This window comes from Sediminicola luteus (genome assembly GCF_002514735.1).
In the GTDB taxonomy this organism is placed as follows: domain Bacteria; phylum Bacteroidota; class Bacteroidia; order Flavobacteriales; family Flavobacteriaceae; genus HQA918.
Window position 1 is genome coordinate 787,482 of record NZ_NBWU01000001.1, and the last position, 15,500, is coordinate 802,981.

General features: G+C 46.8%; 12 protein-coding genes. 4 read left to right on the top strand and 8 right to left on the bottom strand.

Features of this window, described 5'->3' with window-relative positions; genetic code table 11:
* Positions 1 to 2 precede the first annotated feature (2 nt).
* On the top strand, positions 3 to 620 hold the full coding sequence (locus B7P33_RS10060) for a CatB-related O-acetyltransferase (protein ID WP_097441837.1): 618 nt from the start codon (positions 3 to 5) through the stop codon (positions 618 to 620).
* 61 nt (positions 621 to 681) lie between these two features.
* Here B7P33_RS10060 and B7P33_RS10065 read toward each other — a convergent pair whose 3' ends face one another.
* From B7P33_RS10065 to dgt, 4 genes are all read right to left on the bottom strand, one after another.
* A complete protein-coding gene (locus B7P33_RS10065) occupies positions 682 to 1,512 on the bottom strand; it encodes an RNA polymerase sigma factor (protein WP_097441838.1) in 831 nt (276 codons plus the stop codon).
* A gap of 54 nt (positions 1,513 to 1,566) precedes the next feature.
* Positions 1,567 to 1,986 (bottom strand): hypothetical protein, encoded by a 420-nt coding sequence (locus tag B7P33_RS10070; RefSeq protein WP_097441839.1) that lies wholly within the window; start codon positions 1,984 to 1,986, stop codon positions 1,567 to 1,569.
* A 178-nt stretch (positions 1,987 to 2,164) separates the two neighbouring features.
* Entirely contained in the window at positions 2,165 to 3,250 is a 1,086-nt protein-coding gene (locus tag B7P33_RS10075; protein WP_097441840.1) for a serine hydrolase domain-containing protein, read from the bottom strand.
* 938 nt (positions 3,251 to 4,188) lie between these two features.
* Positions 4,189 to 5,532, bottom strand: a complete 1,344-nt coding sequence (gene dgt, locus B7P33_RS10080; RefSeq protein WP_097442304.1) for a dGTP triphosphohydrolase — start codon at positions 5,530 to 5,532, stop codon at positions 4,189 to 4,191.
* A gap of 152 nt (positions 5,533 to 5,684) precedes the next feature.
* On the opposite strand from dgt, the gene B7P33_RS10085 reads away from it, so the two are divergent.
* Both B7P33_RS10085 and B7P33_RS10090 read left to right on the top strand, forming a co-directional pair.
* Positions 5,685 to 7,958, top strand: a complete 2,274-nt coding sequence (locus B7P33_RS10085; RefSeq protein WP_097441841.1) for an inorganic phosphate transporter — start codon at positions 5,685 to 5,687, stop codon at positions 7,956 to 7,958.
* A 100-nt stretch (positions 7,959 to 8,058) separates the two neighbouring features.
* Positions 8,059 to 9,132, top strand: coding sequence for a serine hydrolase domain-containing protein (locus B7P33_RS10090; protein ID WP_097441842.1), 1,074 nt, complete (start codon positions 8,059 to 8,061; stop codon positions 9,130 to 9,132).
* Positions 9,133 to 9,151: 19 nt separating this feature from the next.
* Here B7P33_RS10090 and B7P33_RS10095 read toward each other — a convergent pair whose 3' ends face one another.
* Together B7P33_RS10095 and B7P33_RS10100 are read right to left on the bottom strand one after the other, a co-directional pair.
* On the bottom strand, positions 9,152 to 10,000 hold the full coding sequence (locus B7P33_RS10095) for a hypothetical protein (protein ID WP_097441843.1): 849 nt from the start codon (positions 9,998 to 10,000) through the stop codon (positions 9,152 to 9,154).
* Positions 9,981 to 13,160 (bottom strand): WD40/YVTN/BNR-like repeat-containing protein, encoded by a 3,180-nt coding sequence (locus tag B7P33_RS10100; RefSeq protein WP_097441844.1) that lies wholly within the window; start codon positions 13,158 to 13,160, stop codon positions 9,981 to 9,983. The genes B7P33_RS10095 and B7P33_RS10100 overlap by 20 nt, the downstream gene beginning before the upstream one ends.
* A 126-nt stretch (positions 13,161 to 13,286) precedes the next feature.
* Between B7P33_RS10100 and B7P33_RS10105 the strand changes: the two genes are divergently transcribed.
* The gene (locus B7P33_RS10105; protein WP_097441845.1) at positions 13,287 to 14,111 is read left to right on the top strand and encodes a CPBP family glutamic-type intramembrane protease; all 825 of its coding nucleotides are present in this window, start codon (positions 13,287 to 13,289) and stop codon (positions 14,109 to 14,111) included.
* Between the two features lie 7 nt (positions 14,112 to 14,118).
* Here the strand turns inward: B7P33_RS10105 and B7P33_RS10110 are convergent, their stop codons facing one another.
* Both B7P33_RS10110 and B7P33_RS10115 read right to left on the bottom strand, forming a co-directional pair.
* Positions 14,119 to 14,457, bottom strand: a complete 339-nt coding sequence (locus B7P33_RS10110) for an SdpI family protein (protein ID WP_097441846.1) — start codon at positions 14,455 to 14,457, stop codon at positions 14,119 to 14,121.
* 309 nt (positions 14,458 to 14,766) lie between these two features.
* On the bottom strand, positions 14,767 to 15,471 hold the full coding sequence (locus B7P33_RS10115; RefSeq protein ID WP_245871777.1) for a 3-keto-disaccharide hydrolase: 705 nt from the start codon (positions 15,469 to 15,471) through the stop codon (positions 14,767 to 14,769).
* Positions 15,472 to 15,500: the final 29 nt, after the last annotated feature.

Sequence of the window (15,500 nt, forward strand, 5' to 3'; positions counted from 1 at the left end):
CTATGCCTTATCCAGATCCAAATACCACCTTTCCGCTGCCCGGTTACGACAAGCTCTGTTTTTTAAAGAACATTATCAAAAACCCGAATATTATCGTGGGTGACTATACCTATTACGACGATTTTGAGGATGTGGGGAATTTTGAGAAAAACGTCAAATACCATTTCGATTTTATTGGCGATAAACTCATCATCGGCAAGTTTTGCCAGATCGCCAGCGGGGTACGCTTTATCATGAACGGGGGCAACCACCTTACCGAGAGTCCGTCTGCCTACCCTTTTGCCATTTTCGGAAAAGACTGGGCCGGGGCCATGGCCGGAAAAAGTTATCCAACCAAGGGAGACACCCAGGTGGGGCATGATGTTTGGATCGGTCATGAAGCCACCATAATACCTGGGGTTCGCATAGGCCATGGGGCCATTATCGCTGCCAAATCGGTGGTGACCAAAGATGTGGCTCCCTATACGGTGGTTGGGGGAAACCCGGCCAAACCCCTAAAAAAACGATTTAGCGAAGCGAAAATAGCCCAGCTGCTACATACCGCTTGGTGGGACTGGCCGCTGGATAAAATTACCCAAGAACTGCCTTGGTTAACGGATGTTGGTTTTGGGGAGCGTTAGAAAGTACCGAAAGAAGTAGCTCCGTACTATGGACATATACCATTTCAATGTTGAAATGGTTTTAAATTTCAAAAGTATCCTTAATGGCTTTTGAGGCCAGCACTTTTTTTAAGGAAGCCAAACGGTCGTCAGCTTTTTGGAAATTGTGCTTGTGAAAAAGCTCTTGATAAGCGCGATACCCTTCATTTTCATAAGTATCGAGCTTTTTGGCTATCACCTTATCTATTTTGCTCAGGGTGCCTTTTTGAAACTGTAGGTTTTTGGGATCTACATAGCCTTTGGCAATAAAACCTTTGGTCTTTCGGGCACAACGGCAGGGATTTTCGGTACGTACCAAACCGCATTTGTCGTTCATAAATTGGTACAGTTGGGTACGGGTATGGCTCAGTTTTTTCCTAAATGCAGCCTTACTGGTTTCTATGACCGCACTACCCACCGTATCGGGGAATTCGAAAAGCTCACCCAACACAAAGACCAAGCGTTGCTCGGGGGTAAGGCACAACAACATGGCTTTCATACAACTGAGTTTGGCCTCTTTGACCACTTCCTTTTCGTTTCCGTCGGTATACTCGGCATCTATGGTATTATCGAGGTCTTGGGCAAAATCGTCCCAAGTTAAAGGGGTATGGTATGGTTTTTTCCGGGTCGCGTTCAGAAAGGTGTTTTTTAAAATACGGAAGGTCCAGGTCCTAAAGCTACTTTCCCCTTTAAACTGACTTAGGTTGGTAATGACCTTAATCAGGGTTTCCTGTACTAAATCGGAGGCATCGTGGGTATTTGAGGTCAGGTTTAAGGCCACGTTATACAACCAATCTTGATGTTTTTTCAAGAGCTGCTCCAACGCCTGTTTATCACCCTGTAAACTCAATTCTATAAGCTCATCGTCTTCCATATCCTTTGATATATAAGGGTCGGGGGCTGTGGCTCCCCGACCCTAAACTTAACTTTAATTATACTTTCGCTCCAAAATACGTTTTAGCAAAACCAATTCTTCCGCCAGTTGTTTTTTCTGTTGGGCCAAACTCCCCTCCAATTGCTCTAAAGGCACGGGTGGCGCCATTAAGACAAAGGTAAAAATGGCCGATTGGTCTTGATTGTTCCCTGTAATCCTAGAAAACGCTTGCCCCACACTACCATCTGGAAAGGTCATTAGGGTATCTACGGTTCGTAGCTCTGGGTTCGATTTCATCTCCAATCCGATCTCGACCTTGCCCTGAGGGGTTTCCATTAGGGCCGTGCTGCCATTTACTTTCGAAAAACCGATGGCCCATTTGGGTACATTGGTCGGTTCGGCAATAAACTGATAGGCCAAATCGGGTGCCACATGGATCTCAATGTCTTGTACATCATAATTCTTTGGTGTCATCTTGTATCGTTTTTTACAATTCATAGCTTAGACACATCTCGGGCCAAGGGTGTGACCGTTTTCATGATTTTTTTTCTAAACCATACCTTCCCAAGGTATACACGCCATGACCAATCAAAAAAACCAGCCGCGATATCTTTAGTACCGGGCTGGCTTATAAGCTTACGTTTATTATGCCTTAGAATTCGTTGGCCATAAGGGTTTCCATAATTTGCATACGTTGTTCACCTTGGTCTTGGGCATTGCTCAGTAATATGATAAGACCGTTATGCTTGGGGGCCAGCAACAACAAACTGGTAAACCCATCTATATCGCCCCCGTGGTGGTACACCAATTGGTTTTGTATGGGTAGACTAAACCAACCGGCCCCTGCCGTGTTCACGCCCGTTTGTTCGCTTGAGGCAGCAAAAACCAAGGCTTTTTCAGCCGGACTAAAGTAATCGCCCAGCATGGCATGGCCCCATTTTTCCAAATCGGTCAAGGTGCTTTCGAGCTCCCCGGCACTAAAGGCCAGATGCATGGGATAGGCGCCTACTTTTTGACCCTCGAAATACCCTTGGGCGCGTTGGTTGCCGCTAATCCCATCGGGACCTTTGGCCGTATTTTCCATAGCCAAGGGGGTATAGACCTTTTCTTGAAGATAGGCTGGGTAGGTAGTACCCGATAGTTCTTCGATCAAGAGTCCCAAAAGAAAATAATTGGCATTGGAATAGGAAAAGTATTCCCCAGGGGTAAACTGAAGACCATCTTCGGCCGTAGTTTCGGCAATGAGCTCGTAAATAGCGTCTTTATCCAGGTCCACTTGTTGGTCTATATAAGCACGGGCAGCACCTACATAATCGGGTATGCCCGAGTTGTGGGTCAACAAATGCTTTAGGCTAATCTGGTCGCCGAACGGAAAGTCAGTGTCGAATTCGTCCAAAGTTTGGTCCAGATTTTGGATCTTACCCTCGCGCATTAAGTGAATGATGGCCGCCGCGGTAAACGATTTGGTTACCGACCCAATGCGATAGATCAGTTCGGGCTCGTTGGCAATCCCTTGGGCGGCATTGGCCATACCAAAGCCTTTTCGCAATATATCCGTGCCTTCTTTTTGGATCAATACGCTACCGCGGAACCCAATTTCGTTTAAATAGGCCTCGGCAGAAACATAGCCCGTTTTTGGGCCCGGTTCCATGGTGCCATCGTCACTGGAACAGGAACCGAATAGTAGCACCATTAATGCCAAAAGGAGGAGTGCAGGAGTATTAATAACTGTTTTCATAATCGTTGTTTTTTAGTAACTAACCAGAGCCCCCTGTTTTGGCTACGAAATGGTCTTTTACGCTCTGTTTTTGTTATTTTTTTCTCACGTAGCGGTGCTATGCTTTGAAAAAAATCACTTCAACAGCACCCAAAATCCCTATTTCTCACCTCAAAACCTGCGACACTGATTAGTTACGCTTTTTGATTGATTTAAAATGATGGTACAAAATTGGGCCATAACAGCGCGCCAATCGTTCGGAAGGGTATTTTGGAACCCTTTTTAGGGGGTTTCGGTACCCAAGGCCTGTTGGTTTTGACGCTCACAATGGGTTGGAAGCACGGTAGGGGCCAAAGCAAACTACCGCCTTGTGGGATTTAGGGGTTGGGGTGATGGAAGGTCTTACACAGCGGTTGGCAGAGAAAATTCTGAGTTTTATGGGGATTTAACTGTTAGGAGTTAAGAGTTATGGGTTAGATGCTCAATCATTAAAACAGTTTTACAGGTAGGCCCTCACCCGAACCCTCTCCTCCCGCCATTCCGCGGGACAGGCACAGGAGAGGGGGTAATGTATGATTTCGTCCATTTTTGAGCCTTGGAAGCCTCGATTAAACAACTACACGACTGATTAAACAAAAACAGTGAGGAGTTATTGATGATACTTCGTACTTGGAAAGGTTTGAAGGGTTTCTGGTTTAAAGGTTTTGTCGTTTGTGGGTATTCACGAACTTTCGCTTATTCGTACTTACCAACTCATTTTCAAATCATCAAATTGACTAATTGGCACATTGTACATGGTTACATTGCCACAGGCTTGACACGAATTCCACGAATTCACACGAATAGAGAGGTTGTTCCACTTCTCACTTCGTACCTCCCACTTCGTACTTCCCTCCCTCATTTTCAAATCTTCAAATTAGCACATTGATAAATTGGTTCATTGCTACGTTGCTAGATCATTACAGCGTTCCACCATTGATCTTGTTATAGATCAAAACCGCGGCCGAGTCGGAGAGACTGGCTACGTAAGAGCAGGTGTTGATCAGTAGTTCGTACAAGCTGCCATCGGTCTGTTGGTAGAATTCGGGGAGGGTACCGATCAACAATTTGTCGTAATTGGAGGCTTCGCCCTCTTGTTTACGCACCAAAGCGGTGGTATAGCTCTCCAAGAGTCCGGCAATAATCTTATAACCTGCCAGTTCTTTGCCGATTACCTCTTGCGATTTATAGATCTTGTCTACGCTGAGTTTGATAATATCGTTGATTTGGGCGGCATATTTACTCTTGTCGAGCAGGGCGCAATCGAAATTGCCGGCCAAAATGGCTTCTTCATTTTCCAAAAAGATACGGGTGGCATCTTGGATCAGGGTACCAATGGCCAAGGCCCTTAGATATGACATACGATCTTCGCGATAAACCAATTGGTTGTACTTTTCGGAGTTGATACTGTCGCGTACCAGATTGATCAAATATTCGAGGGCATATTCCTCAGCGATCAATCCCATATTGATTCCGTCTTCAAAATCAATAATGGTATAACAGATATCGTCGGCAGCCTCTACCAAATACGACAAGGGGTGTCTGTGATAGGCCAAAGCCCCATCGAGGCCGAAAGAGGCCAGCCCCAATTCTAGGGCCACTTCGGTAAAAAAGGACTTTTCCGATTGGAAGAAACCGAATTTTTTATGGGCGATATGATCCGTAGGTCTTTTGGGCAGGGATTCCTTCGGATACTTCATAAAAGCGCCCAAAGTGGCATAACCCAAACGCAGTCCGCCCGCCACGCCTTTTCGCGATTGGCACAACAGTTTAAAACCATTGGCATTGCCCTCAAAATCGAGCATGTCTTGAAATTCGGCAGCAGTGAGCTTGTCCTCAAAATGTTTGCCTTCACCATTTTTAAAGAATTCGCCTATGGCTTTTTCGCCACTATGGCCAAATGGGGGGTTTCCGATATCGTGGGCCAGGGCGGCAGCGGCCACTATGGCACCAAAATCGTTAAAGGTATAGCCATGGACCGTAGCCAAATGCGGGTGCTTTTCCAGCAAACGCTTACCTACGGCACGCCCCAAGGAACGGCCTACGACCGAGACCTCTAGACTATGGGTAAGGCGGGTATGTACGAAATCGGTCTGGGAGAGGGGCACCACTTGGGTCTTATCTTGCAAAGAGCGAAAAGCCGAAGAGAAAATAACACGATCATAGTCGACCTCGAACCCCAATCGGGTATCGTCTTGCTCTTTTCGTAAGCGTTTATGCCTGTCGCCAAAGCGTTTTAACGACAATAATCTTTCCCATTCCATACCGTAACGTTTGGGCCGCAAGATACGGTTTTCGACTTAAAATAGGATGCGCCCGGAAGCCCTATGGACACTAGGAAACAGGCCCAAAACATAACCTTAACATAACATTGCAATGGGGAGATCTATGGATATTTGCCTACTTAATTTGACCTATGGAGAATATCTATTTGTTCATGATCGTGGCCCTGGCCGTTTTGGCCATTGCCGATTTGGTTGTTGGAGTGAGTAATGATGCGGTAAACTTCTTGAACTCGGCCATTGGTTCCAAGGCCATTTCCTTTAAAACCATTATGATCATTGCCAGTGTGGGCATCGCCTTTGGGGCCATGTCCTCTAGTGGTATGATGGAAGTGGCACGTAAGGGTATTTTCCAGCCCCAGCAATTTATGTTCAACGAGATCATGATCATCTTTATGGCGGTTATGATCACCGACATTTTGCTACTCGATTTTTTCAATACCTTGGGTATGCCTACTTCTACCACGGTTTCCATCGTATTCGAACTTTTGGGTGCTGCCGTTGCGGTAGCCATGATCAAAATCTTGGGTGGGGGCGAAGGTATAGACCAGTTGGGCGAATACATCAATACGGCCCAAGCGACCCAGATTATCGTAGGTATACTGCTCTCGGTAGTGGTGGCCTTTAGTGTGGGGGCTTTTGTACAATTCGTTTCGCGGGTATTGATCTCGTTCAAGTTCGAGGAAAAATCGAAATGGGTAGGTGCCCTTTTCGGGGGCGTGGCCATTAGTGCCATTATCTACTTTATCATTGTAAAAGGACTTAAAAGTGCTTCTTTGCTAGACGCGGATATGTTGTCGTTCATTACCAACAAGGCACCCTTGTTCCTCTTGATGAATTTCGTGGTTTGGACGCTGCTTTCCTATGTATTTACTGCGACTTTTAAATGGAATATCTATAAGATCATTATCATAATCGGAACCTTCGCTTTGGCCATGGCCTTTGCCGGAAACGATTTGGTGAACTTTATCGGGGTACCGATCGCCGCATTGCAATCGTATCAAGACTGGGTGGCTTCCGGTGTGGCTGCCGAAGCTTACAATATGCAAGGTTTGGCCGCCAAGGTACAGACCCCTACCCTCTTGTTGTTGTTGTCGGGTATGATTATGGTGGTCACCCTTTGGTTCTCTTCCAAGGCCAAAGCGGTGGTAAAAACCTCGGTAGACCTTTCACGTCAAGATGAAGGGGACGAGCGTTTTCAACCCAACTTCCTTTCGCGTCAGATCGTAAAATTCAGCATCCGCTTAAGCGAGAATATTTCGGGCATCCTTCCGAAGGAACTTCAGAAAAAAATAGATGGGCAATTCGAGAAACCCTATACCTACGTACCAAAAAACAAGGCGAAGGACCTACCTGCCTTTGACTTGGTGCGTGCGGCCGTTAACCTGATGGTGGCCTCGGTATTGATCTCGATAGCTACCTCCATGAAATTACCACTATCTACTACCTATGTAACCTTTATGGTAGCCATGGGTACCTCATTGGCCGATAGGGCTTGGGGTGTAGAAAGTGCCGTTTATCGTGTGGCCGGGGTGCTCAATGTGATCGGGGGCTGGTTCTTTACCGCCTTTAGTGCCTTTACCGCAGCTGCCTTGATCGCCTATATCATCCATTTGGGCGGATTCGTAGCCGTAGTGGTCTTGTTGATCGTGGCCGCTACCTTAATCGTGCGCAACTATATCATACACAACAAAAAGAGTAAGGAAATAAAGGCCGAAGATAGCCTTCGTAGGGCCGAGAGCAGCTCTATACAAGGGGTGATCGAAGAAAGCGCCAATACCATTTCTTCGGTGGTGCGCCGTAGTAATGCTATCTATACCGATACCATAAACGGACTTGGGCGACAGAACCTTGAACTGTTGAAATCGAGCAAAAAAGGCGTGGTGAAACTTTCGGATGAGATCGAAGACCTGCGTGACAATATTTTCTTCTTTATCAAGAATCTGGACGAAAGCAGTGTGGGGGCCAGTAACTTCTATTTGAGTATGTTGGATTACTTGCAGGATATGATCCAATCGTTGGAGTATATCGCCAAGATCAGTCACAAGCATATTAACAACAACCACAAGAAACTGAAATACAACCAAATCAAGGATCTTAAGGAAATAGACCAGCATTTGGAGGTATTGCTCAACCAGACCAAAGAGGCCTTCGACAGCCGTTCGTTTGAGCAGATCGGACAGGTTTTGGGCCGTAAAAAGGAGATTATCGAAGTGGTTTCGAACAAAATCGCCCAACAGGTAGAGCGTACCCGTACCGAAGAATCGAGCCCGAAGAATACGACCCTTTACTTTAACCTGTTGATGGAGACCAAAGACCTTACCGCCTCTACCATGGATCTTTTGGAACTCTATTACCAAGAGCATGATAGTAGTGTAGAGCCTGCCCGTATTTTGGAGAACAGGTAAAGTATTCGAATTGGGCAATGCATGGTGTATGCCCTTTATACTCGCGGAAATTCGGTTGATAATTCTTGTCACAAAATCCGAAGGTCTTCGTCTATAGGATATGGTTATAGCGCGAACCCTCTTTTTCGTAATTTTTTTGTGGATTTCTAGCTGGACAGTGGCCCAGACCCCTATTCCATTTGCCCATGCCGCACCGGAATCCAAAGGGTTTTCTTCCGAAAAATTGGCCTTACTGGAACAACATTTAGAGGCCAGTGGCGCTTCTTCCATGATGGTCTTGGTCGATGGGGCGGTTATTTTCGAATGGGGCGATACCAGCCGGAAACATTTGATCCACTCCATCCGTAAAGCACTTATCAACGCCTTGTATGGCATAGCCATCGAAAAAGGTCAGATCGATACCTCCATGACCCTAAAAGCCTTGGGGATAGACGATATCGCACCTAAGTTAAACCCAGAAGAACAGGAGGCCCGTATTGCCGATTTGTTAAAATCGCGATCGGGGGTATACCACAATGCGGCCGCGGAAAACCAAGCCATGCTACGTTCGAGACCCCCAAGGGGAAGCCATAAACCCGGCACCCATTATTACTACAACAATTGGGACTTCAATACGCTAGGGGCCCTATTGGAAAAACAGACGGGCCAAAGCATTTATAAGCTGTTCAAGAAACAAATAGCCCAACCCTTGGGTATGCGCGAATACAAGGGGCGCTACTTAACTATGGACGTGGATAGTATAATCCCGGACTTTGGAAACTTGGATGGATTTTACCAATATGAAAAAGAACGCTCCCAGTACCCGGCCTATCATTTTCGATTATCGACCCGTGACCTGGCCCGCTTTGGTCAGTTATACCTTAACCATGGGAATTGGGAGGGCCAACAGATTTTACCAAAGAAGTGGATCGATAAGAGTACCAAACCCTATTCGGTATACAACCCCAAATACGGCAATGCCTATGGCATGTTGTGGCGGGTTAGGGTACCCAACAAGCAAACGAAACGCAACTCATTTTTCCATACGGGCCTAGGCATACATATGTTGGGCGTGTACCCCGATTCAAAATTGGTTATGGTGCACCGTGTACCTACCGAAGGCGATTTCGATTATAAGGAAATGGATTTCTACAAGATGTTGGGGCTGTTGTTCGGGGCCCGGATTCAGGAGTAGACCTAAGTAAACATTTCACTTACTCCGGTCGCATCTCGATCGCTTCGTACCCATACAAGTCCGTGGTCTCCGTATTAAAACGGGTGTTTTCATCAAGGATAGGATTAAGATGGATATCTACATAGGTCTGGTCGATAAAAACTATTTGCTCCAGACTTCCTTTACTATAAAACTGACCTTGAACCCGTATCGGATACAGGCCTTCCTTATCTATAAAATACCGATTCTCCGAAACCCTGCCCGCTTGATCCTGCAGCTGTAAGGCAAAACCAGGCATACCCATTTTATCCTGTAGCACCACCGACACCACATAACATTCCCGGCCATTAACCGTGGTGTCGGGCCGTCTTTTTATGGTATACAATTCTTGGTGCCGAAGCATATATTTAAACTCGAACTGCATCCCATACCACGTATTATGGCTCCAAAAATGCTTTTGCCTAAAAGCCGGATATTTTTGTAGATCAAAAATCCTTACCATTTTGTCCTTATGGTTTACACGTAGCAGGCGTTGCCCATCATAAATATCTTCATAAATCACATGTATGGTATCGTGCACATACATATACCAATGGCCCTTAACCCCAACAATGGAATCGGTGGCCAGCCGCTTAAAATACATTTCCCTATGTCTGCGGATGGTATCGTTTAGGTTTTGAGGGTTGGAACGAAACATCTTTTGCTTGTAATGTAGCGTCTCAATAGTATCTATGGAGGCTATGGTCTTTTGCAATATTTCGGGGGCGGTTTGCCCAATAACCATAGGTCCCCAAAAAAGCAATAGGAGCAAAACTTGGGATTGGCCCAGGAACGACAATCGAGCCTGATTCTTGGTGGAGATTTTATCCCTACATTTTAAGTTGCGCATCGATTTCCAATTTACTTTTTCGCAATTGTTTGTTCAGGGCCTCTAAGTCTTTTTGAACCAAACGTTCGTAATCGGCCATGGACTGCTGTAAGCGTTGGTCAAATACGTTAAAAACGGCCTGTTGCTGTTCGGTCGGTTCAAAATCGATGCCATGGCCCGTTAGATCACTGGCCAAGGCACTAAGGCGGCCATATAGCCTCATGGGAGAGCGAAAGGCATCTTCCCGTGCCCCGGTAAGGTGTATGTCGTACAAAGCCCCGGCAATGCCCTCGGCACTGACCAGCATTTGTTGGGCTTTTCGCTTATCTGCCGGCCGTTTCAATTCGGGTAAAAGGGCCTCCAACTCTTTTCTCAATACCTCAACGCTATTGATCATTTCCACCGCTTGGTTTATGGCATCGCGTAACTCTAACGAAAGGGCCACTTGTTTTGTAATACTTTCCAAATCACCTTCCGAATCGGGGTCCTTAAGAACCGCTACCTTTTGGGTATATTCTTGACCCTCGATAATCAGTTTTACGCTATAGGTATCGGGTACTACTTTAGGGCCGAACTGCCCTCGCCAAAGGTCCAGGTCCCAAGTTACCAAAGGCCGCCAGCCTTCGCCATTGAGTTGTACCCAAGGCCGCCCTGGTGGACTCGTACGTAACTTGGGTTTGTAGGTGGGTTCGTAACGCAGGTCCCACATGACCCGGTTTATGCCCTTCTTACCAGTGCCTTTTAGGGTACGGACGACCTCTTTTTCGGAGGAGAGGATCTGGATTTGGATATCGGCCTCGGTACTATCCTTTAGAAAATAGTTGATATCGGCCCCATAGGCCGGATTCTTTCCACTGTTAAAGCTGGGGCCATCGGTCTTAATGGCTTGTTTGTTATGGAAGCGATAAGCCGGACGTAAGGCGAACAAATGGGCCATGGCCGCATCGGCCTTGGCCTCCCCTATTTTACGTATGGGTTCTAGATTATCCAAAATATAATAGCCCCTACCATAGGTACAGATTACCAAATCGTCGAAACGTTCCTGAATGTCGAGCCAATAGACCGGCGCTGGAGGCAGGTTTAGGCGTAAACGCATCCAAGTATTTCCGTAATTGTGACTAACGTATACCCCATTGTCGACCCCAACATAGAGCATGCCGGGCTTTTTAGGGTCTTCTTTGACCACATGGGCAAAACTATGTACCGATTTCGGTATGCCGGCCCCGACCGCCTTCCAGTTTTGGCCATGATCTTGGGTCATATATATATGCGGATCAAAGTCGCCCATTTGATGCAGATCTATGGTCACAAAGGCCGTTCCCTTTTGGTGTTTGGATACCTGGATACTCGATATTTGAGCCCCATCGCGGAGTACGGGAATCTTATCGGAAAGGTTTTCCCATTGGCCGCCCCCATTTTTACTCAGGTGTAGACTCCCATCATTACTACCTACCCAAATATGGCCGGGTTCCACAGGCGATTCTTCTATGGCCATTAAGGTAGCGGCATCAAAGGTCATAAGGTTGTCTACGGCAATCCCACCCGATGCCTGTTGATGTTCGGCCTTGTTCTTGGTCAGATCCGGGCTAATGATCTGCCAGCTATGGCCATTGTCATCACTTTTATGTACAAACTGACTACCCACATATACCCGATGTGGGGTATGGGGCGAAAAACTGAGCGGAAAATTCCAATACCAGCGGTATTTCATATCGGCCGGTGCCCAACCATAACCTGCTTCCGGCCATACGCGTACGTCTTGGGCATGGCCCGTTTTGGCATTATAACGTTCCAAACCCCCATCGTAACAACCCGACCAAACGATATTGTTATCAAAGGGGTCGGGGCGGGCAAAACCACTTTCACAACCGCCCACACCCTGCCACAAACCAATGGGGATATATCCTTGCAGGCTATTACTAGGACCTTTATACGAATACCCATCCTGGCGATTACCGTAAAGGTTATAGGGAATTTGGTCATCGACGGCCACATGGTACATTTGGGCTATGGGCAATACGATACGCTGCCAACTTTTACCTCGGTTCAGGGATATACTGGTACCCCCATCGTGGGCCACGATCATACGATCGGCATTGGTAGGGTCGATCCACATATCGTGATTATCGCCCCCGGCAGCATAGCCCCCCGTAAAAGTATTGCCTCCATCTTTGGAACTCCCAAATTTGACATTTAAGAAATATAACTCTTCCGAATTATCGGTAGACACCGCCATACGGGTATAATAGGGCGCCCTTTCGTTCATGCTATGATCTCTACTGACCAAAGTCCAACTGTTTCCAAAATCGTCGGAACGGTAAAGGGCAGGACTATCGATTTCAAACAAAGCATATACCGTATCGGGAGTTTTATGTGAAAGGGCCAAGCCTGTTTTCCCCACGGGCCGCTTTGCTCCCCCGGGCAGACCGTTGGTATGCATGGCTTGCCAGGTTTTACCCCCATCGAGACTGCGGTACACGCCTCCACCGGGCCCACCACTATTCAGCCCCCAGGTATTGATGTGTATGCTCCACATACCTACCATTAACCGATCAGGATTTTGGGGGTCTAGAATTATATCGGAGGCGCCCGTATTTTCGTCTATGTGTAAAATCAGTTTCCAGCTTTTACCCCCATCGGTGGTTTTATAGAGCCCCCGCTCTTCTTGCGGACCATAGGCATGGCCCAAAGCCGCCACATAAACAATATTGGCATCGGTCGGATGTACCACGATTCGGGCGATTCGGCCTGTTTTATCCAATCCCATTTTTTGCCAGGTCTTACCGGCATCGGTAGAACGGTACACCCCGTCGCCCATGGCATGGGCCGGACGGATTAAAAAGGTCTCTCCCGTACCTACCCAAACCGTATCGGGATTCGAAGGGGCCAAAGCCAAGGCACTCACCGACGACACCTCGAAACCATCAAAAATAGATTTCCATTGTATACCCCCATCCGTGGTTTTCCAGAGGCCGCCCGAAGCCGCCCCGATATAATTGACCATAGGGTCGCCGGGTACCCCAGCAACGGCAATGGTACGGTTACCTTCCGGGCCTACGAAACGGAATTTAAGAGCGCCTAAATCTTCATCCGTCGTTTGGGCCGAGGCCATGGAAAGAAACAAACAGAAGCATAACCCAAAAAAACGCAATGGGGTAAAAGAGGAGGAATACGATATCATATCTAAAAGCCTAATTGAGGTGTTTAAACATACAAAAAGATCCTTGAATACCATCAAGGTAAATCCTAGCCTAGTGACAGTATCGAATTTTTTAAATATATTGCTGAAAACCAACCAACAAAACCTATGAAACCCTTATTAAGACCCTTGGTTTTCCTTATCGTACTTTGGGTACTTGACATTGTTCTCCGGAAAGGTTTTATCCTCTTTTTCCTTCCCTTTACATTACCCGGGAACCTCAACCATTTGTTATTCTTTACGCTCTTTGCCTGGGTCTCTTGGTATTTGAGTAAACGTATGGCAGCCCAAGCGGGCAACACCATGACCACCCTTGGTGTTTCCTTTAACCGTAAAAACAATATGGAGTTTTATTCCGGACTGCTGATCGGTATACTTTTATGGGGCATGGTGGCCTTGATTCAAGGCGAAATCGCCGGTTTTTCTTGGGTACTTCGGCCTGAATCGGGAGCTTTTAACCTACTATACGGCCTCCTATTTATTTTTATTGCCGATCTGGGTACCGAATTATTTACCCGACCCTACCCCTTGACCCAACTGGAATCGAATTATGGGATATGGTTCGCTATGGTATTTATGGTGGCTTTCGTCGCTTTAAAGAGTATTTCTTTTGAGGTTTCCGGCCAGCTTTTGTTCTTTAGCATACTCATACCCGCATTACATACGGTATTCTTCAGCTTTATTTATTTTAAGACCAAAAGGATCGGGGGTGCTTTGGGGCTGCATACCGGGGCCAATTTTGTAACCATCAGTGTTTTTGATCTACGGGAAACCCAAACCAACCAACCCATTCCTTCGGGTTTGTTCCAGTCCGATTCGGCACTCGATGGGCTCTCCATGGTTGCCCTTCAAATGCCTTATGTGCTTATGGCCGTTCTTTTGAGTGTGGCTACCTATTGGTGGTGGCGTAAAGAGACTAGCAAAACCGAATGACCCTTGATCAGGGGTTGGGCTTCCCAAACTTTTTGTTCAATTTGCCCTCGATCCAAACGATACCGCCAATGGCGCCAACAAACATGGCCACCAAGGCCGCGGTGTTCGCCTTTTCGGGTTGTAAATAGGCAGTTATACTTCCAACTAAAATACTAAGGAATCCGCCTGCAAATATCAGGTTGGGGCCCAATTTATTGGCATATTCCCAGACTTCTTGTGAATTCATGGAACGGGCCGTACGATACCCATACCAATTGTTGATTTTTTTCGGAGGAAAAAATTTATAGATCAGTCCCACGGCCAATATAATGCCACCGAAAATCCATACGTTGAGTAGTGCGTCCATTCGCGTGTCGAATTAGACGATAAAGATACGGAATCGGGCTTTACCTGATTGATTTAGGCAAACAAGACTCCCCTTCTCCCCCTGGGAGAGGGGGCAGGGGGGTGAGGGCCCTACCTAACCCGCATCAATAAGCAAAAAAACCGCTCTTTTCAGAACGGTTAGAGATTACTTTTTAATAGGTCATTTGGACTTTAACACCGTTTTACCCTCACCCCAACCCTCTCCCGCAGGAGAGGGGGTATGAAAGTTTATGCAATACAATTAGAGCCTAGAACAAATCCACATTTTGGATATTACCTAAGGTGATTGTTATTCCAGCTCCCGCACCCAAATGTTGCGGTAGCTTACCCGGCTATTGTCCCTATGATCTTGTAGGCGGATAGCGCCTTTACCATGGGGTTTGTTTTTGGGCCAACCGATATACTCCGTAGTACCCAACAATTCGAAATGATCTTGGATCAATACCCCATTGTGTATTACGGTGAGACTTCCTTTTTGGATTACCTCACCCAATTTCCCGAAAACCGGGGCATGGTAAATGATATCGTAGGTATTCCATTCCCCCGAAGGCTTTGAGGCCATGGCCAAAGGAATGGCTTGTTTGTAAATGGATCCGACCTGTCCATTGACGTAGGTGTCATTGTTGTTATTGTCCAATACCTGAACCTCGTAGCGGTCTTGTAAAAAGATGCCACTATTGCCCCTGTTTTGACCTTTACGCTGCACTTCTGCCGGCGATTTCCATTCGATATGCAATTGTACACTACCAAACTCTTGTCGGGTACGTATATCGCCTGCCTTGTCCTTTACGGTCATGCTACCATCGGCATTGAGGGTCCATTGGGCGGCATCGCCATCGCGACCACTCATCCAGGCATCCAAATTACTGCCGTCGAACAATACAATGGCATCGGACGGTATGCCTTTTTCATTCACCCTTACTTTCGGGGGTACCGGTTCGTATACTTCGGTTTCAGCGGGTTTGGTCGGTTCTTTTTGTTGGGCCCAGGCCATCGCACTACAACATCCTATCAAGGAAAGGG